The sequence below is a fragment of the Tabrizicola sp. genome (assembly GCF_022842145.1).
Classification (GTDB): domain Bacteria; phylum Pseudomonadota; class Alphaproteobacteria; order Rhodobacterales; family Rhodobacteraceae; genus Tabrizicola.
This window is the reverse complement of the sequence record NZ_JALHQD010000001.1, coordinates 137,743-155,090: the sequence shown is the minus strand read 5'-3', so window position 1 is coordinate 155,090 and position 17,348 is coordinate 137,743. Positions and strand designations below refer to the sequence as shown.

Sequence of the window (17,348 nt, the reverse complement as noted above, 5' to 3'; positions counted from 1 at the left end):
CGCCAATGATCGAACGCACGCCTATCCTGAACATCGCGACCCATGCGATCCTGGTCTTCGGGCTGATCCTCATCCTTGTGCCGATCTGGCTGGCCTTTGTCGGAGCCACGTTGTCCCTGCAAGAGGTGAACAGCGCTCCGATCGAGCTTTGGCCGGGCGACCAGCTTTGGGTGAACCTGAAGGAAGCCTGGGCGCTGTCGGACTTCGGCCAGAAGTTCGTCAACACGCTGATCGTCGCGACCGGAGTCGTCATAGGCAAGATCACCCTGGCCTGCATCACCGCATTCGCCCTCGTGTTTTTCAACTTCCGCGGTCGAATGCTGATCTTCTGGATGATCTTCATCACCCTGATGCTGCCATTGGAGGTGCGGATCGTTCCCACCTATGCCGTGGCCGCCAACGCGCTGACACCGTTCCAGACCATCATGGACTGGACCGGGATCAGCTGGCTGATCACGACGGTGTCCGGCATCGAGGTCGCACTGGAGTGGAACCTGCTGAACTCCTATACCGGCCTGATCCTTCCCCTCGTCGCCACCGCCACCGGCACCTTCCTCTACCGCCAGTTCTTCCTCACCATCCCGGACGAGCTGGTCGAGGCCGCGCGGATGGACGGCGTTGGGCCGCTGCGCTTCCTGTGGGACATCCTGATCCCGCTGTCGAAGACCAACATCGCCGCACTGGCAACGATCATGTTCGTCTATGCCTGGAACCAGTATCTCTGGCCGCTTCTGGTCGTCACAGACCGGGCAAACTACGGGATGGTCGTGGTGCAGCTTTCCGACCTCGTCCCAGACCAGCTGACCACCGGAGGCGGCACGCCCACCTGGCACCTTGCGATGGCCGCGACCCTGGCCGTCATGCTGCCCCCCATCGCCATCGTCATCCTCATGCAGCGCTGGTTCGTGCGCGGCCTGATCAACACCGACAAGTGAGGCACCCAATGGCTGAGATCGCCATCCGCAACGTCACCAAGACCTATGGCAAGACCACGATCATGGAGGGGGTCAACCTCGACATCCATAACGGCGAATTCGTCGTCATTCTTGGCCCCTCGGGCTGCGGCAAGTCCACGCTGCTGCGCCTGATCGCCGGTCTGGAAGAGATCACGGGCGGTGAGATTGCCATCGCCGGGACCGTCGTCAACCAGTTGGAACCCCGCGAACGCGGCTGCGCGATGGTGTTCCAGAACTATGCGCTTTATCCGCATATGACGGTTGCCGAGAACATCGGCTATGCGTTGAAGGTCGCGGGTGTGCCCAAGGCCGAACGACTGAAGCGGGTCGCCGACACGGCGAAATCGGTGGGACTTGGCGATTTCCTCGACCGCCGGCCCGGCCAGCTGTCGGGCGGCCAGCGCCAGCGCGTCGCGATGGCCCGGGCCATCATCCGCTCGCCCAAGGTGTTTCTCTTCGATGAACCTCTGTCGAACCTCGACGCCAAGCTGCGCGTCCAGATGCGCCACGAAATCCGCCGCATCCACAACCAGATCAAGGCGACCTCGGTCTTTGTCACCCATGATCAGCACGAAGGAATGACCCTGGCCGACCGGCTGGTGGTGATGAACAAGGGCACCGTCGAACAGGTCGGCACCCCGGCCGAGATTTACGACCGTCCCGCCTCGCTATATGTCGCGGGCTTTATCGGCAGTCCCGCAATGAACTTCCTGCCCGGCCAGTACAGCGCGGCCCGTCGCGCCGTCGTGCTGGAAGGCGGTGCCGTCATCGGCCTGCCCGCCGATCACGAGGCCACCGACGGCCAGCTTGTCCAGCTTGGCATTCGACCGGAACACGTGTCCCTCCGCGCTCCCGGCCACGGCATGATCGACGCCAGACTGGAACTGGTCGAGGACCTCGGCGCTGCCCGGCTGTGGAGCATGATGATCGAGGACATTCCCTTCAGCCTGATCACCGAGGCCCGCCCCCATATCGCCGAAGGTGCGGTGACCGGACTGACCCTGGACCTGCGACATGCCCACCTGTTCGACGGGGCCAGCGGCAAGCGGATTGAGGCCAAGGCCCAGGTTGGCGCGGTCCATGCCGTGCCCGCGCTGTGAAGTTCTTAACGCAAAGCGACCGGTGCCAAACGGTCGCTTCCTAGCGATACTTTTCAATGAACGCCCAGATCTCCAGCGCCCGGATGTCGGGCAAGGCCGCCTTTAGCCGGGCATGGTCCCACTCCCACCAGGCGATCTCTTGCAGGACGTCGGCCTCGGGCTTGTCGAATCGCCACTTAATATGGCGTGCTGGAACGCCACCGACGATCTCGTAGGGGGCGACGTCCTTCGACACAACGGCCCCCGCGCCAATCACCGCGCCGTCGCCCACCGTGACCCCCGGCAAGAGGGTGACCCCATGACCGATCCAGACGTCATGGCCGATGGTCACCCAGTGGTCGCGGCGCCATTTGAAAAAGCCCGCGTCATCTTCGCCCAGGCCGAACTGCGCGGCGCGGTAGGTGAAATGGTGCTGCGCCGCCCGCCATGTGGCGTGGTTGCCGGGGTTGATCCGCGCGCCCTCGGCGATCGAGCAGAACTTGCCAATGGTGGACCAGACCACGTTCCCGCCCTTCACGATGTACGAGTAGTCGCCGAACGTGACCTCGCGCATTGTCACATGGGCCATCACCTCGGTCCACTTGCCCAAGGTGCAATCGATGACCGTGGCAGTGGCGTGGACGTTGGGCACTTCGGTCAGCAGTTTCGTTCCGGGATGCCGATCAGGATAGGGCATGGTTCAGACACCGGATACGCATAGACTCGAAGCGGACCGGTTCGCCGCCCCGCATCACCATCGGTTCGACCAGCAGCTTCAGGTCGGCAAAACCGATCTCGGGCTGGGAAAGCGCTATGGAATGGCCAACGGGCAGGCGAAAGCCGCCCTTGGGGTTCAGCGCCGGCCCGGCATCGCGTCGCCCGATCTGCAGGAAATGCGAGATGTCCCAGTGCTGCACCTGCCCACCGATGCGGGTGCGCCAGCGCCAGCGCAGCGAGATCGGGGGCGTAAAGCGAAGCCTCGCCCATCACCCTGTCCACCAGGAACGGCAGTGCATCGCGCACGTGATCCACCCGTTCGGCCGTGATGGGGCCAAGTGCGGCACGATAGAGCCGTTCCGCCTGTTGGATAGCCCGTTCCCCGCCCCGGGTCGCCACATAGGCCATCAAAGCACCTCCACAGCGGTGGAGCGGGGCAAACCGACTATGCGCCGCCCGTCGACAAAAACCAGGTCGATCCCCTCGGGATAACGACAGCGGGCACTGCGCAAATCAAGGAGCCCCTCGGGCAACCCACCCAGCCGCAGCTCGCACTGCCCGTCGACCCCGGGGCCGGTCAGCCGCAACAGGGACCCGGAGTCGATGGCCGCAGGCATCACCAGCGTCGCACCCTGGTCGGGATAAAGCGCCGATCCGACCGGCAGCACGGCCAGCACGGCCATCGCCCCCGCAGCCGTCGCGCAAAAGGCGTGGTCAGCCCGGTCGGGTGTGGCCAGCGCCGCCCCGGTCGCAGCGATGCGGCGGGCCAGGGACGGGTCCTCGGCATGAACGCGGGTTTCCCGGTCCAGCAGAGCCAGCGCCAGGTCGGCCACGCCCTCTGGCAGGCTTTGCACCGTGCCGGGCCTGGTCATGGCCCACATCAGCGCCTCAAAAGCGACAGTATCGCGCAGGTCGGCAAGCGTGGGCTGCGGCAGGGCCATCAGAAGGTCTCCATCTCGACGCGGGTATGGCGGCAGGTTGCGACAGGTGGATGACGGTCGACAGAAAGTTTAGCGACAGTTGCAGTTGCTCGGGGGCGGATACCTACGCCAGGTCGATCCAACCGTAGTCGCCGTTTATGCAGAGACCGCAACTAGGAAGTTTACAAGTTAGGGTGGGAAGATTCTTCTTTCTCATTCAAAGCGTAGATGCTGAAGCTACTGAAAGCTTTCGTATCGCCAAGTAGAAGCCAGTAAGCCTGTCCACTGCGGGCGCCGTGGCGGCCAGCGAGTTGACGACGAGCGCCAGCACAGGCCAGAAGGGCCGCGCATTTCTGGCGGGGGCAAGAGTGTTCATGCGGCCTCGGCATGGTCGAAGAAGTGGCGGAGCCCGGCGGCGCTGGCTCGCCAGTCTGAGGGTCCAGGCTGGTGTCAGGTTCATCCGCCAGCATGAAGGCGGGTCGCTGCATCAGCATTCGCGCGATGCCGACACGTTGCTGCCGGCCGCCGGGAAGGCTGTCGACCCGTTCGAGCGCGCGGTCGGAAAAGCCCCGCGCTGGCCTGATCACCCATCGCCTCGTCACGCACGTGGGCTGGCGACTGTGCCAAGGTGCGCGAGGCGGACATCCGGGCCTGGACACCGGGGATGACGTTCGACAAAGCACACATCCTAGGTAAAAGATTGGGGCGCTGCCAGACGTTCCCGACCTTGGTCCGGAACTGGCGCAGGCAGCGCGGGTTGGATAGACCTGCCACCTTAGGGTATGGTAACTAAGGATGTCCTCCCTTTGGGGGCAGGGAAGGTGTGAGAACTACTCATTTTGTCCCTCTTCTTGGGACAGGCCGTCCCGCTTCTGGTGACAGGTTTTGCTTGAACATCCCTATTTCGATGACAGGGCTATCTTGATTTCGGGGACAGGGTTTTATCTTCCCATTTCTGCCGGTGGGGTTGTTCGTGAGTGTTTTAATCACTGGGAAATCGCCGCCCTCGCGCCAGCTATGGTATAGCTTTCGGCCAGAGAGATTGTTTGGCAGACTGATCTCAGTCAACTCATAGGCCGATGATTTTGCCTCGCCAGAAATGCCAAGTGTCGCAGCTTCAGTGACAACCAGAAAGCCCTTCTTCTGTAGGTCAATGAACGCTTGCGCCGAAGCGTTTTTGCCGCAGCCCATCAGTGCAGCCGCCTGTCTCACGGACAGCCGAAGCTTGCCATTGTTGTTGGCGTTTTTTCCGCGCCATTCGAGCCTTATCCACGGGTAGAGCGTTTGCGCGATTGACCCAAGTGCTCGCCAAGCCTCGGTCTGCATCAAGTTGCGCACCATCATCGTGTAGTGGTCGGTGCGTAGTTCGTTTTTTCTGTCTCGCCCCATCAGCTGTCTCCTCGGCCGCAGGTGCAAACCGTGGTGCGGGCAGCTTTTGCCTTCCCGAGCGATCGAGAGTTTTCCCAAGCCTCAATCTGGCTTAGCTTCCAGCGCGTGCAGCCCGGGGAAAGCGTAGTAGGCTCCGGAAAATCGGGAACGGATTTTACCCAGCGCCAAGGTGTCGAGCGATGCACGCCGTAGCGAGCAGCCAAATCGGTATCTGTGAGGAAAACTTCAGGCGACGACATGATGCGTACTCCGGTGGATTGCATGTGCTTGCAACCTGCCGAAACGCTATCGGTCGTGTCCAAAGTACATCGCGATTAAATTTTCCGCGGCTTGTATGTTACCTTTGAAAATGCCGCTGGAGTGCAACCGTTACTGTGCTGGCGCTCTTTGGGTCTCCAGAAAGCTCATGGGCTTTCAGCACAAAGGCGGGAAGGCGAGTTGCTCAAGGGTCGCCCGCCACTGGTATCGATGCTTTTCGTTGCTGTAGGCGTCCAGCTTTGCGTCCAGGAAGAGCTTCGCTGCCTCGGAAAACGTCAGTCCCTTGCGTGTCGCTGCGGCCAAGGCTTCCCGCGCAGCATTGCGTTCGGCCATGGGGTTAATGCCGCGCTCGATTTTGTCCCGCGCTTCCCGCGCTTTGTCGCGTGCTTGGGCGAGGGTCACGGTCGGAAATCCGCCAAAGCCCATCTCCACCCGCCGTCCAGCCATCGCCGTACGAAGTATCCACGTCTTGCCGCCCTTGGGAGTGATTTGCAGGTAAAGACCAGCAACGCCTCCGACCGGAAGCATGGTGTAGCCCTTGCCCCCGGCGTGAGTTGCCCGCTTCACGTCCAGCGGGCCGAGTTCTTTGGCGACGGGCGGCAAACCCGTTACTCGCATCTTACCCGCCTAAAAATCTGTCACTGGAAGCGCCGAGATACAACGCTCTGCGACGTGCGCGCATGGAAGTAACTGAAGTTTATTGCGGGGATGTCGGAGCGGCGCAGCGGCTTGCTACAGTATGCAATGGCGGACTGGCGGTCCTCTGCACCACCACTCCACCAACCAGCTTCGGCAAATATCACGGTTTAGACCCCCGCGCCGAAACGTCCGCTTCCGCTGATCGCCTGCCCACCGAGGCGGGCGAGCGACGCAGGACTGACGGGATAGTGGTGGGTGCCAATCCCAAGGCCATCGGGGAAACCGGAAAAACCGCTGATGTCCCACATGCCGTCGCGTCCGGTTGACAAGTCTGCGCCGCTCGGGATGCAAAACCGTGCGCCCAGGGATTTGTTCCTGCCGCCACCGCGAAATGCTGTTCCCCGATTTGGTCCGGCGGGGTTTCGGACAAGGATGGACCTGCAAGCCACGGGGAGGCTCGCAGGTCCGGGCCGGCGCGAGGGGGTCGACACCGGCCAGTAGCCCGCAACAGGGACATTGCGGGGTTCAGTGGGGCGAAGGGTAAATGCCCTCCAACGCGATAATGTAATTCATGCAAAGGCTTGGCTGCATGTTGCCATGCAGCTGGCCGCCTTCGGTCAAAGTGATGGACAGTGGGTTCAGCGTGGGCCCACTGGTTTCAGAATGAATTTTTGAACGCGCAAGCATGTCGCCCTGCCTGCGGTCCGAAGCACTTGATACATCGGCGACAACACGTTCATGCCGGTGCGGTGGAACCTGATCCAACCCAGACGTGACGGACTCGCTTCCGAAGACCTCGCCAGGGGAACGCGGCGAAAGCCCGACTCCGGACCCGGCATGGACGGCGACGCGTCCACGCAGATCCGGCAGCCGGAAGGTGTTGATCCCGTCACCTCCGTAAGTCGTGCCAAGCAGCGAAGAGACCGCCGAGCAAGGTACGATCCCCAGCGACTGGCCGCTGCAGAAGGCCCAGCCTCTCGGCTGTAAATTGCCTCCGAAAAGCATGATCGACCCAAGCAGGGGTTCCATCGCATTCGCACCATATCGTCTCGACCGCCGGGGAGCGCACGGCCGATCATCCAGTTCTAGCCGGGGGGGACGAGGGCATCTGTGGCAAAAGGCACAAACCGGACGATCTTTCATTCGGCGGTTGAGCGAGCGGGGTCCACATGCCCGAGCCCGCCCTTGCTACGTATGCCTGGATTTTAAACTTCCGGCGTCCAGAAGATCGCCGCCGGTTTCCCGACTTTCGAGCGCCCGGCAAGTGGAGGTGTCATCGGTACCTTGGGCGCCTGAAAAGCCCCGGCGACCCGCGCCGGAGGCCTGTTTGCCCGCCTGGCCCCAAGTTTACCGCCCTGCGGACGACCTTACCCCCTTGTCCATGCCGAAGGACGGTCGCCGCAACCGCAGGGATCGGCCCAAAGCCTGTGGCCCGCAGGTGCGAACACTGTCAAATCTTTGGACTTGCGGTGAATTGTCCATTTAGAACCCGTCAAGACTAGGCTACCGTGCGGTCAACCTGGGGGGGTGCAGACGGATGGCGAAAGGCGGTGTCGAAACCGGCGGAGTGCGACGGCAGCGGACGTCTGCCTTCATTGCCTTGGAAAACGCCAGCTCCATCGCCACCACCATGGACGTCCCCTCCCTGTCTGCCATCCCTTACGCCCGCCGGTGGGTCGCCGACCGCAGCGAGGGTGCGCGGGCACCTTCATCGCGGGAGAATGTCCGCGTCACCTTCCGTTTTCCCGCTGGGGCCGAGTTGGCCGTGACCCGCTACCTGTTGGCCACCTCATGAGCCTCGACACCCTTCTCGCGCATGAACTGCCGCTCTTCCGGGGCCTGGCGCCCGCGGACTTCGCCGGGATCGAGGTTCCGGTCACCGAGCGGCGACTTGGCTCCTGGGAGATCCTGTTTCATCAGAAGGACCGCAGCCGCGACGTGCACTTCCTTCTTTCGGGCACGCTGATCGCGCTGTACTGGACCGCCGACGGGCGCGAGGTGATCTTCACCCGCTTCGGCCTCGGCGACCATTTCGGCGAGCTGGCAGCCCTGGACGACGGCGACCGCTCGCTGGCCGTGGTCGCCCGCAGCGACGTCACCGTGCTCTCCCTGCCCGGTCCCGTCTTCCGCCAGCTGTTCGACCAGGTCCCGGCCTTGCGCTGGCGGATCACCCAGGGCCTTGTCTCGCGCATCCGCGCCCTGACCGCGCGGAACCTGGAACTGACCACCTACAGTGTCGAACAGCGGGTGGCCTCCTACCTGTTCGGGCTCGCCGTCGACCGCGGCCAATTGCGCGCCGGGGGGGTGATAATCGAGGCGCCAACCCATGCCGAAATCGCGGCCACCATCGGCTCGAACCGCGAGATGGTCAGCCGGATCATGAGTGGCCTCGCCAAACGCGGCGCGATCAAGTCCGCCCGGCAAAGGATCGAGCTGCTGGACCCCACGGTCTTGACCGCCGGCTTCTAGGCCCCGGCCCCGCCCTTTCACATTTGCCCAAATATCCCCGCCGGAGGCAGACCCGAGCGCTTTTGCATCCTTCACGCAAAAGCGCGAGACAGGAAGCTTGCGCGTCAGCGCTCCTTCTCAAAACCGCCCCGGCCTGTGACGCGCTCAGGCGATCTGCACCCCGGTCCCCCAAGCCTCGCATTTCCGCATCAGTTCGGCCGGCAGCGGCACGTCGGTGAAAAGCGTGGTGATCTCGGACAGCGAGGCCACCCGGGCGGGGGCCGACCGCTCCAGCTTGGAATGGTCGCAGACCAGGTAGCTTCGCCGCGATTGCTGGATGATCGCCTTCGACACCCGCACTTCCGCCAGGTCGAAATCCAAGAGGTCCCCGTCCCGGTCCAGCGCCGAGACCCCGATCACCGCGTAATCCACCTTGAACTGCTCGAAGAACTGGGTCGTCAGCTCTCCGACCAAGCCCCCGTCCGTGCGCCGCAAGGCTCCGCCCGCGACCACGATCTCGCAGCCGGGATTGGCGACCAGGATGTTCGCCACGTTCATGTTGTTGGTAATCACCGTGATGTTGCGGTGCCCCAGAAGCTCGCGGGCGACGGCTTCCGTGGTGGTGCCCAGGTTCATGATCAGACTGCAGTTGTCCGGAATTGCCGCTGCGCAGGCGCGCGCGATGGCCGTCTTGGCGGCCTCGTTCATCCGCCGCCGCGCCTCGTAGCCGATGTTTGCAACCCCCGTCCGCAGGATCGCGCCACCATGCACCCGGTCAAGGTGCCCGGCATCCGCAAGGTCGGACAGGTCGCGCCGGATTGTCTGCAAGGTCACGTCGAATCGCTGGGCCAGATCCTCGACCACCACGCGACCCTCGGCGCGGGCGAGTTCCAGGATCTCGGTCTGCCGGAAGTTCAGCGCCACGTTCGATTTCCTTCGCAACCCGCGTTTTTCCCTGTCTGCCACGCTGCAAGCCCGCTGTCAGCGCTTTTTTCGCTTTCGCAGGCGCGCGGTATTTTGCGTTTGCAGCAAATCGCGCTGCGATTGCACATTCGCGCCGGCAAAAATGTTCGCTTTAGCCGCATTCGCGCAAAAGCGAAAATTTCTGTTGACGAAGCGGCCGCAAACATCGCAGCTTCCTGCCCGGGGGAGGAACCCAACGTGACGAACGGAACCGCAGAGGTTGTATCCGACCTCTTCATCATCGGTGGTGGCATCAATGGCTGCGGTATTGCCCGCGACGCCACCGGGCGTGGTCTGACCGTCACGCTGGCCGAGCAGGGCGACCTTGCGCAGGGTACGTCCTCGGCCTCGACGAAGCTCTTTCACGGCGGTCTGCGCTATCTTGAATACTTCGAGTTCCGTCTGGTGCGTGAGGCTTTGGAGGAACGCGAGACCCTTCTCGTCGCCATGCCGCACATCAGCTGGCCGATGCGCTTTGTGCTGCCCCTGTCGCCCGACATGCGCTTCGACAGCGAGACCCCGACCTCGCGCCTTCTGGGCTGGGTCATGCCCTGGGCCAGGGGCCGCCGACCGGACTGGCTGATCCGCCTGGGCCTCTTCCTTTATGACACGATGGGGGGCCGCAAGATTTTGCCCGCGACCCGCACCGTCGACCTTACCCGTGATCCCGCCGGCAAGCCCCTGAAGGACAAGTTCCGCAAGGCCTTCGAGTATTCCGATTGCTGGGTCGAGGATTCCCGCCTTGTCGCCCTGAACGCCCGCGATGCCGCCCTGCGCGGCGCACGCATCCTGACGCGCACCCGCGTCACGTCGGCCGAACGCCGCGACGGGATCTGGCGTGTCACCACGCAAGGCGCGCACGGCAGCGAAATTCACCAGGCCCGCGCGCTGGTCAACGCCGGTGGTCCCTGGGTCGAGGACGTGATCCGCAACGTCGCCCGTATCAATTCCAGCGAAGGCGTCCGCCTTGTGCGCGGGTCGCACATCGTGACGAAAAAGCTTTTCGACCACGAACGCTGCTACTTCTTCCAGGGCTCCGACGGCCGGATCATCTTTGCGATCCCCTACGAGCAGGACTTCACCCTGATCGGCACCACCGACAAGGACCACACTGGCGCGCCGAAAGAGGCCGTCTGCACCGATGAGGAACGCGACTATCTTCTTGCCTTCGCCAGCCAGTATTTTGCCAAGCCGGTGACGAAGGATGACGTGGTCTGGACCTATTCCGGTGTCCGCCCCCTGTACAACGACGGGGCCAAGTCGGCCACGGCGGCCACCCGCGACTATGTCCTCAGCCTGGACCAGAACGGTGCGCCGCTCTTGAATGTCTTTGGCGGCAAGATCACCACCTACCGCCGCCTCGCCGAATCCGCGCTGGCGAAGCTGACACCGTTCTTCCCGCAGGCCAAAGCCTCCTGGACCGCGCGCGTTGCCCTGCCCGGAGGCGATTTCCCGGTTGACGGCGTGGCTGCGCTGACGGCGGCGCTCAAGGGGAAGCACCCGTTCCTGACCGACTACTGGGCCGCCCGACTGGTCCGCGCCTATGGCACCGAGGCCAAGATGATCCTGGGCAACGCCACTACAGCCGAGGCGCTGGGACAGGACTTCGGCGCCACCTTGACCGAGGCCGAGGTGCGCTGGCTGATGTCGCATGAATACGCAAGCGCCGCCGCCGATGTGGTCTGGCGCCGCTCCAAGCTTGGCTTGCGGATGACCGCGGACCAGATCGAACGACTTGACCGCTTCATGGCTAACGAGGTCGGGGCGGACGCTGCGCGGGCTGTCAGCCCGGCGGCGGAATAGGGGGAACGGGATGACGCTGGAACTGCAAGGGGTCTCACGCTCGGTCGCGGGCAGGGTGCATATCCACCCGACCGATCTGACTCTGAAAAACGGGACGATGAACGTGCTGCTTGGGCCGACCCTGTCGGGCAAGACCAGCCTGATGCGGCTGATGGCCGGTCTCGACAAACCGTCGACTGGCCGTCTGGTCTGGGAGGGCCGCGACGTCACCGGCGTCAAGGTTCAGGACCGCAAGGTGGCGATGGTCTACCAGCAGTTCATCAACTACCCCGGCCTGACGGTCTATGAAAACATCGCCTCGCCGCTGCGCCTGATGGGCAAGCAGGCCGCCGAGATCGACAAGGCCGTCCGCCAGACCGCCGAGATGCTGCGCCTGACGCCGCTGCTGAGCCGCAAGCCGCTGGAACTGTCCGGTGGCCAGCAGCAGCGTTGCGCCCTGGCGCGCGCGCTGGTCAAGGGCGCGGGGCTGGTGCTTCTGGACGAGCCGCTGGCGAACCTCGACTACAAGCTGCGCGAAGAGCTGCGGATCGAAATCCCCCGCATCTTCGAAGCTTCCGGGGCGATTTTCGTCTACGCGACGACCGAACCGGAAGAGGCGCTTCTCTTGGGCGGCAATACGGCCACCCTTTGGGAAGGCCGCGTCACCCAGTTTGGTCCCACGCCGCAGGTCTACCGCCTGCCCGCCGACGCGCAGACCGCCCGCGTCTTCAGCGATCCGCCGATGAACTTCCTCCCGGCCCGCAAGGAGGGCGCGCGCCTGACCTTCGGCGAAAGTGCCCATGCACCAGCCGAAGGGGTCACCCGCGACTTGCCCGACGGCACCTATACCGCCGGTTTCCGCGCCAACCATATCACGCTGAACCGCCACTCCGGCGACGCGGTGGAATTCCGCTGCACGATCGGCGCAACCGAGATCACCGGCTCCGAGACCTTCCTGCATCTTGACCACGGCGCGGACCGCTGGGTCGGCCTGGTCCACGGGGTCCATCCGATGTCGGCGGGAACGGCCTGTTCCGTCTTCATCGACCCCGCCCACGTCTATCTCTTTGACAACACGGGCCGCCTTGCCGCGCCCGCCCCTTATGCGATGGCGGCCTGAATGTCCCGGATCACGCTTTCAAACCTGGCGCACAGCTACCTTGCGAACCCGACCAGCGACGCCGACTTTGCGCTGAAGGAGATGGACCACGTCTGGGATGACGGCGGCGCCTATGCCCTGCTTGGCGCCTCGGGCTGCGGCAAGACCACTCTGCTGAACATCATCTCGGGCCTCGTCCGGCCGTCGCAGGGCAGGGTGCTTTTCGGCGACCAGGACGTGACCGACGCCGCGACGACCGAGCGCAACATCGCCCAGGTGTTCCAGTTTCCCGTCGTCTACGACACGATGACCGTGCGCGACAACCTGGCCTTCCCGCTGCGCAATCGCGGCATGGACCCGGTCTATATCGCCAAGCGCGTCGGCCAGATCGCCAAGATGATCGGGATGGAGGACATCCTGTCCAAGAAGGCGCGCGGCCTTACTGCCGATGCCAAGCAGAAGATCAGCCTTGGCCGCGGCATGGTCCGCGAGGATGTCAACGCCATCCTGTTCGACGAGCCGCTGACAGTGATCGACCCGCACATGAAGTGGGAGCTTCGGACCCAGCTGAAGCAGCTGCACCGCGAGTTCGGGCATACGATGATCTACGTGACCCACGACCAGACCGAGGCGCTGACCTTCGCGCAGAAGGTCGTCGTCATGCACGAAGGCCGCGTGGTCCAGATGGGCACGCCGGAAGAGCTGTTCGAGACGCCCGAGCACACTTTCGTCGGCTACTTCATCGGCTCACCCGGCATGAACTTGCTGGACGCCGAGATCAAAGGCTCCGAGGCGCAGCTGCAAGGCGTCTCGGTTGCCCTGGGTGCGGCCTATGGGCCAACAACGGGCCGCACCCAGATCGGCATCCGTCCCGAATATGTGACGATCTCGGACGAAGGGCTGCCCGTCGCCGTGAAAAGCGTCGAGGACGTCGGCCGCCACCGCATCGTCCGGGCCGAATTCGCGGGCCAGCCGCTGAACGCGATCCTGGCCGAAGGGCTGTCTGTTCCGACCGACGCCCGCGTCACCTTCGCCGCCGCAAAGATCAACGTCTATGCAAACGACTGGCGCGTCCAGCCGATGGGGACCTGACCGATGGAAAAGACCCAGAACAACAAGGCCTGGTTCCTGGTCCTGCCGGTCCTCGTGCTGGTGGCCTTCTCGGCCATCCTGCCGCTGATGACCGTCGTGAACTACGCCTTCAACGACACCTTCGGCCAGAACGAATTCTTCTGGGAGGGTATCGGCTGGTTCGAGGAAATGGTCCACTCCGACCGCCTGCACGAAGCCCTTGGCCGCCAGATCCTGTTCTCGGTGATCATCCTGTTGATCCAGGTCCCCCTGGGCATCTTCATCGCGCTGAACATGCCGAAATCCGGTTTCTGGGCCTCGTTCTGCCTTGTCCTGATGGCCCTGCCGCTTCTGGTGCCCTTCAACGTCGTCGGCACCATCTGGCAGATCTTCGGCCGCGTCGACATCGGCCTCTTGGGTCACACGCTGGCCGCGATGGGCCTGGACTACAACTATACCAATGACCCCCTCGACGCCTGGATCACCGTGATCGTGATGGACGTCTGGCACTGGACCTCGCTGGTGGCGCTACTCTGCTACGCGGGCCTCCAGTCGATCCCGCAGGCCTATTACCAGGCCGCCAAGATCGACCAGGCGACCCGCTGGTCCGTCTTCCGCTACATCGAACTGCCCAAGATGAAGGGCGTCCTTCTGATCGCCGTCCTGCTGCGCTTCATGGATAGCTTCATGATCTACACCGAGCCCTTCGTCGTCACCGGCGGCGGTCCCGGCAACTCGACCACCTTCCTGTCCATCGATCTTGCGAAGATGGCGACCGGCCAGTTCGACCTTGGCCCCGCCGCCGCCTTCTCGATCATGTACTTCCTGGTGATCCTGTTGATCTCCTGGGTCTTCTACACCGTGATGACCAACCTCGACCGCGAGGAGAACCGCTGATGCGCATCCGTCCCTCTGCCGTCGTGATGACGATCTACCTCTTGTTCCTGCTGATCCCGATCTACTGGCTGATCAACATGAGCTTCAAGACCAACACCGAGATCACCTCGACCTTCACGCTGTTCCCGCAGGCCTTCACCGTGCAGAACTACGTCACGATCCTGACCGATCCGTCGTGGTACATGGGCTACGTCAACTCGATGATCTACGTGACGATGAACGTGGTCATCACCATCACCGTGGCCCTGCCCGCCGCCTATGCCTTCTCGCGCTACAGCTTCATGGGCGACAAGCACCTGTTCTTCTGGCTGCTGACGAACCGCATGGCGCCCCCGGCCGTCTTCGCGCTGCCGTTCTTCCAGCTTTATTCCGCGATGAACCTGATCGACACGCATATCGCCGTGGCGCTGGCGCACTGCCTTTTCAACGTGCCCCTCGCGGTCTGGATCCTGGAAGGCTTCATGCGCGGCGTCCCGAAGGAAATCGACGAGACGGCCTACATCGACGGCTACAGCTTCCCGAAGTTCTTCATCAAGATCTTCATGCCCCTGATTGCCAGCGGCATCGGCGTCGCGGCCTTCTTCTGCTTCATGTTCTCCTGGGTCGAGCTTCTGCTCTCCCGCACACTGACCACCACTGACGCCAAACCCATCGCCGCCACGATGACCCGCACCGTGTCGGCGTCCGGCATGGACTGGGGTGTCCTGGCCGCAGCCGGGGTCCTGACCATCGTGCCCGGCGCCCTGGTGATCTACTTTGTCCGCAACTACATCGCCAAGGGCTTCGCCCTGGGGAGGGTGTGATGTCACAGACCAGATGGACCCCCATCTACCTGACGCTGGCCGCCATCATGGCCGCGATCCTGGTGCTGCTGATCCTTGCCGTGCCCGTCGACGAAGACGGGGTCCGGGAATGGACCGGGCAGCTTATCCCCGGCTTCTGGATGGCCTGGACCTTCCCGGTCGCGCTGTTCTTCTGGTGCATCGTCGCCCTTCTGATGATCATGACGCTGCTGGCGATCCGCTTTCCCGAAACGCCGCGCGTCGGCATCCTGCGGATCGAGACGACGCGTGGCGACCGGCTTTTCATCACCCTTCTGGGCACGGCCTTCATTCACCTTGGCTGGCTCTTCTTTGCGGGTCCCGACATGCTTTGGGGCGCGCTTATCCTCTCCCTCGCCTATGCCTTCGCGGTCTTCCGCTGGGTGTAAGGGGGCAATGACGGCCCGGGGGCGGGAAGGAGACCGCCCCGGGGAAAAACGAAGATCAACGTCTCAACATTCTGGGAGGAATCACATGAGACTACGTTCCACCGCAACAGCCATGGCGCTTGCGCTCATGGCGACGCAGGCCCCCGCCTGGGCCGACATCGAGGCGGCGAAAGCCTTCCTCGACGCGGAAGTTGGCGAGCTTTCGACCCTGGACCGCGCCGCTCAGGAAGCGGAACTGCAGTGGTTCATCGACGCCGCCAAGCCCTATGCGGGCATGGAGATCAAGGTCGTCTCGGAAACCATCGACACGCACAGCTACGAAGCTAGCGTCCTTGCGCCGGCCTTCACCGCAATCACCGGCATCAAGGTCACCCATGACCTGATCGGTGAAGGCGACGTCGTCGAAAAGCTGCAGACGCAGATGCAGACCGGCGAGAACATCTATGACGCATACGTCAACGACTCGGACCTGATCGGCACCCACTGGCGCTACCAGCAGGCGCGCAGCCTGACCGACTGGATGGCCGGCGAAGGTGCCGCCGTCACCAACCCGAACCTGGACCTGGCCGACTTCATCGGCACCAAGTTCACCACCGCGCCGGATGGCGAGCTGTACCGGCTTCCCGACCAGCAGTTCGCGAACCTCTACTGGTTCCGCTACGACTGGTTCAACGACCAGAAGACCAAGGACGACTTCAAGGCCAAGTATGGCTACGACCTCGGCGTTCCGATCAACTGGTCGGCCTACGAGGATATCGCCGAGTTCTTCACCGGCCGCGACATGTCCTACATGGGCGGGCCGACCTCGGCCTGGGGCAACATGGACTACGGCAAGAAGGACCCCTCGCTGGGCTGGCGCTACACCGACGCGTGGATGTCGATGGCCGGCATGGGCGACGTGGGCGAACCGAACGGTCTGCCGGTGGACGAATGGGGTGTCCGGGTTGACGAAAACTCGCGTCCCGTCGGCTCCTGCGTGGCGCGTGGTGGCTCGACCAACGACGCGGCCGCGGTCTATGCCGTGACCAAGGCGATCGAGTGGCTGCAGAAGTACACGCCGCCGGAAGCCCAGGGCATGACCTTCGGCGAAGCGGGCCCGGTTCCTGCCCAGGGCGCAGTCGCCCAGCAGATGTTCTGGTACACCGCCTTCACCGCGGCTTCGGTCAAGCCCGACCTGCCGGTGATGAACGAGGACGGCACGCCCAAGTGGCGCATGGCCCCCTCGCCGCACGGCGTCTACTGGCAGGAAGGCCAGAAGATCGGCTACCAGGACGTGGGTTCGTGGACCCTGATGAAGTCCACCCCGGTGGACCGCGCTCAGGCTGCCTGGCTTTACGCCCAGTTCGTGACGTCCAAGACCGTGGACGTGAAGAAGGCGCATGTCGGCCTGACCTTCGTGCGTGAATCGACGATCCAGCATGCTTCCTTCACCGAACGCGCACCGAAACTCGGCGGTCTGATCGAATTCTACCGCTCGCCCGCCCGCGTTCAGTGGTCGCCCACCGGCACCAACATCCCGGACTATCCGAAGATGGCGCAGCTGTGGTGGCAGAACATCGGCGACGCCATGTCGGGGGCCAAAACCCCGCAGGAAGCGCTTGATGCCCTCTGCGAAGAGCAGGAAAAGGTCCTGGAGCGGATCGAGAAGTCGGGCGTCCAGGGCGACATCGGCCCGAAGATGAACGAGCCGCAGGACCCGCAGGTCTGGCTTGACGCACCCGGCGCGCCGGTGGCCAAGCTGGAGAACGAGGACGAAGAGCCCAAAACCATCGCTTATGACGAGCTGATCAAGTCCTGGCAGTAAGCCGAACCGCCCGGGCGGAGCGCACAGGCTCCGCCCGGGCACAAACTTCCTGAACAGGAAATCTGGCAAGAATTTTCTTGGAATTCTTGTCGCCCGGCGCTGGCCTTTCGCTTTAC

General features: G+C 63.5%; 19 protein-coding genes and 2 pseudogenes. 11 read left to right on the top strand and 10 right to left on the bottom strand.

Annotated elements, in window-relative coordinates; all coding sequences use genetic code 11:
- Positions 1-5: 5 nt before the first annotated feature.
- On the top strand, positions 6-935 hold the full coding sequence (locus Q0C42_RS00805; protein ID WP_295070607.1) for an ABC transporter permease subunit: 930 nt from the start codon (positions 6-8) through the stop codon (positions 933-935).
- 8 nt (positions 936-943) lie between these two features.
- Positions 944-2,056: an ABC transporter ATP-binding protein gene (locus tag Q0C42_RS00800; protein WP_295070604.1), complete on the top strand. Its 1,113-nt coding sequence runs from the start codon at positions 944-946 to the stop codon at positions 2,054-2,056.
- A 40-nt stretch (positions 2,057-2,096) separates the two neighbouring features.
- Here Q0C42_RS00800 and Q0C42_RS00795 read toward each other — a convergent pair whose 3' ends face one another.
- From Q0C42_RS00795 to Q0C42_RS00755, 9 genes and pseudogenes are all read right to left on the bottom strand, one after another.
- Positions 2,097-2,732, bottom strand: a complete 636-nt coding sequence (locus tag Q0C42_RS00795) for a DapH/DapD/GlmU-related protein (protein ID WP_295070601.1) — start codon at positions 2,730-2,732, stop codon at positions 2,097-2,099.
- On the bottom strand, positions 2,719-2,952 hold the full coding sequence (locus Q0C42_RS00790) for a hypothetical protein (RefSeq protein ID WP_295072852.1): 234 nt from the start codon (positions 2,950-2,952) through the stop codon (positions 2,719-2,721). The genes Q0C42_RS00795 and Q0C42_RS00790 overlap by 14 nt, the downstream gene beginning before the upstream one ends.
- A gap of 28 nt (positions 2,953-2,980) precedes the next feature.
- Positions 2,981-3,160 (bottom strand): annotated as a pseudogene (locus Q0C42_RS00785) (carbon-phosphorus lyase complex subunit PhnI); the annotation flags it as partial.
- Positions 3,160-3,693 (bottom strand): phosphonate C-P lyase system protein PhnH, encoded by a 534-nt coding sequence (phnH, locus tag Q0C42_RS00780; RefSeq protein WP_295070598.1) that lies wholly within the window; start codon positions 3,691-3,693, stop codon positions 3,160-3,162. The pseudogene Q0C42_RS00785 and the gene phnH, both read right to left, overlap by 1 nt.
- A gap of 407 nt (positions 3,694-4,100) precedes the next feature.
- A pseudogene (locus Q0C42_RS00775) lies at positions 4,101-4,232 on the bottom strand (ATP-binding cassette domain-containing protein); the annotation flags it as partial.
- 274 nt (positions 4,233-4,506) lie between these two features.
- Complete coding sequence (locus Q0C42_RS00770; RefSeq protein ID WP_295070595.1) at positions 4,507-5,061, bottom strand: hypothetical protein; 555 nt, start codon at positions 5,059-5,061, stop codon at positions 4,507-4,509.
- Positions 5,062-5,475: 414 nt separating this feature from the next.
- A complete protein-coding gene (locus Q0C42_RS00765) occupies positions 5,476-5,922 on the bottom strand; it encodes an Arm DNA-binding domain-containing protein (protein ID WP_295070592.1) in 447 nt (148 codons plus the stop codon).
- A 203-nt stretch (positions 5,923-6,125) separates the two neighbouring features.
- Complete coding sequence (locus Q0C42_RS00760; RefSeq protein WP_295070589.1) at positions 6,126-6,266, bottom strand: hypothetical protein; 141 nt, start codon at positions 6,264-6,266, stop codon at positions 6,126-6,128.
- Positions 6,267-6,483: 217 nt separating this feature from the next.
- Positions 6,484-6,987 carry a phage tail protein gene (locus Q0C42_RS00755; RefSeq protein WP_295070586.1) on the bottom strand — a complete coding sequence of 168 codons (504 nt, stop codon included), beginning with the start codon at positions 6,985-6,987 and terminating at the stop codon, positions 6,484-6,486.
- A 601-nt stretch (positions 6,988-7,588) separates the two neighbouring features.
- On the opposite strand from Q0C42_RS00755, the gene Q0C42_RS00750 reads away from it, so the two are divergent.
- Positions 7,589-7,753, top strand: coding sequence for a hypothetical protein (locus Q0C42_RS00750; RefSeq protein WP_295070583.1), 165 nt, complete (start codon positions 7,589-7,591; stop codon positions 7,751-7,753).
- Positions 7,750-8,427 (top strand): Crp/Fnr family transcriptional regulator, encoded by a 678-nt coding sequence (locus tag Q0C42_RS00745; protein ID WP_295070580.1) that lies wholly within the window; start codon positions 7,750-7,752, stop codon positions 8,425-8,427. The genes Q0C42_RS00750 and Q0C42_RS00745 overlap by 4 nt, the downstream gene beginning before the upstream one ends.
- Positions 8,428-8,571: 144 nt before the next feature.
- Here the strand turns inward: Q0C42_RS00745 and Q0C42_RS00740 are convergent, their stop codons facing one another.
- Positions 8,572-9,330, bottom strand: coding sequence for a DeoR/GlpR family DNA-binding transcription regulator (locus Q0C42_RS00740; protein WP_295070578.1), 759 nt, complete (start codon positions 9,328-9,330; stop codon positions 8,572-8,574).
- Positions 9,331-9,567: 237 nt separating this feature from the next.
- On the opposite strand from Q0C42_RS00740, the gene glpD reads away from it, so the two are divergent.
- The 7 genes from glpD (at position 9,568) to Q0C42_RS00705 (ending at position 17,232) form a co-directional block, all read left to right on the top strand.
- Positions 9,568-11,172 carry a glycerol-3-phosphate dehydrogenase gene (gene glpD, locus Q0C42_RS00735; RefSeq protein WP_295070575.1) on the top strand — a complete coding sequence of 535 codons (1,605 nt, stop codon included), beginning with the start codon at positions 9,568-9,570 and terminating at the stop codon, positions 11,170-11,172.
- 10 nt (positions 11,173-11,182) lie between these two features.
- Complete coding sequence (locus tag Q0C42_RS00730; RefSeq protein WP_295070572.1) at positions 11,183-12,271, top strand: ABC transporter ATP-binding protein; 1,089 nt, start codon at positions 11,183-11,185, stop codon at positions 12,269-12,271.
- Positions 12,272-13,342 carry an ABC transporter ATP-binding protein gene (locus Q0C42_RS00725; protein ID WP_295070569.1) on the top strand — a complete coding sequence of 357 codons (1,071 nt, stop codon included), beginning with the start codon at positions 12,272-12,274 and terminating at the stop codon, positions 13,340-13,342.
- A 3-nt stretch (positions 13,343-13,345) separates the two neighbouring features.
- A complete protein-coding gene (locus Q0C42_RS00720) occupies positions 13,346-14,218 on the top strand; it encodes a carbohydrate ABC transporter permease (protein WP_295070566.1) in 873 nt (290 codons plus the stop codon).
- Positions 14,218-15,021 carry a carbohydrate ABC transporter permease gene (locus tag Q0C42_RS00715; protein ID WP_295070563.1) on the top strand — a complete coding sequence of 268 codons (804 nt, stop codon included), beginning with the start codon at positions 14,218-14,220 and terminating at the stop codon, positions 15,019-15,021. Before Q0C42_RS00720 ends, Q0C42_RS00715 begins: the two co-directional genes overlap by 1 nt.
- Positions 15,021-15,428, top strand: a complete 408-nt coding sequence (locus Q0C42_RS00710; protein ID WP_295070560.1) for a DUF2160 domain-containing protein — start codon at positions 15,021-15,023, stop codon at positions 15,426-15,428. The genes Q0C42_RS00715 and Q0C42_RS00710 overlap by 1 nt, the downstream gene beginning before the upstream one ends.
- Positions 15,429-15,513: 85 nt before the next feature.
- Positions 15,514-17,232 (top strand): ABC transporter substrate-binding protein, encoded by a 1,719-nt coding sequence (locus tag Q0C42_RS00705; RefSeq protein ID WP_295070557.1) that lies wholly within the window; start codon positions 15,514-15,516, stop codon positions 17,230-17,232.
- The last annotated feature ends 116 nt before the right edge of the window (positions 17,233-17,348 follow it).

What these genes read in the sequence shown, in the direction of transcription:
- Q0C42_RS00805 (WP_295070607.1), top strand. Translation starts at nt 6, where the DNA reads ATGATCGAACGCACGCCTATCCTGAACATCGCGACCCATGCGATCCTG.
- Q0C42_RS00800 (WP_295070604.1), top strand. Translation starts at nt 944, where the DNA reads ATGGCTGAGATCGCCATCCGCAACGTCACCAAGACCTATGGCAAGACC.
- Q0C42_RS00795 (WP_295070601.1), bottom strand. Translation starts at nt 2,732, where the DNA reads ATGCCCTATCCTGATCGGCATCCCGGAACGAAACTGCTGACCGAAGTG.
- phnH (WP_295070598.1), bottom strand. Translation starts at nt 3,693, where the DNA reads ATGGCCCTGCCGCAGCCCACGCTTGCCGACCTGCGCGATACTGTCGCT.
- Q0C42_RS00770 (WP_295070595.1), bottom strand. Translation starts at nt 5,061, where the DNA reads ATGGGGCGAGACAGAAAAAACGAACTACGCACCGACCACTACACGATG.
- Q0C42_RS00760 (WP_295070589.1), bottom strand. Translation starts at nt 6,266, where the DNA reads ATGTGGGACATCAGCGGTTTTTCCGGTTTCCCCGATGGCCTTGGGATT.
- Q0C42_RS00755 (WP_295070586.1), bottom strand. Translation starts at nt 6,987, where the DNA reads ATGGAACCCCTGCTTGGGTCGATCATGCTTTTCGGAGGCAATTTACAG.
- Q0C42_RS00750 (WP_295070583.1), top strand. Translation starts at nt 7,589, where the DNA reads ATGGACGTCCCCTCCCTGTCTGCCATCCCTTACGCCCGCCGGTGGGTC.
- Q0C42_RS00745 (WP_295070580.1), top strand. Translation starts at nt 7,750, where the DNA reads ATGAGCCTCGACACCCTTCTCGCGCATGAACTGCCGCTCTTCCGGGGC.
- Q0C42_RS00730 (WP_295070572.1), top strand. Translation starts at nt 11,183, where the DNA reads ATGACGCTGGAACTGCAAGGGGTCTCACGCTCGGTCGCGGGCAGGGTG.
- Q0C42_RS00725 (WP_295070569.1), top strand. Translation starts at nt 12,272, where the DNA reads ATGTCCCGGATCACGCTTTCAAACCTGGCGCACAGCTACCTTGCGAAC.
- Q0C42_RS00720 (WP_295070566.1), top strand. Translation starts at nt 13,346, where the DNA reads ATGGAAAAGACCCAGAACAACAAGGCCTGGTTCCTGGTCCTGCCGGTC.
- Q0C42_RS00715 (WP_295070563.1), top strand. Translation starts at nt 14,218, where the DNA reads ATGCGCATCCGTCCCTCTGCCGTCGTGATGACGATCTACCTCTTGTTC.
- Q0C42_RS00710 (WP_295070560.1), top strand. Translation starts at nt 15,021, where the DNA reads ATGTCACAGACCAGATGGACCCCCATCTACCTGACGCTGGCCGCCATC.
- Q0C42_RS00705 (WP_295070557.1), top strand. Translation starts at nt 15,514, where the DNA reads ATGAGACTACGTTCCACCGCAACAGCCATGGCGCTTGCGCTCATGGCG.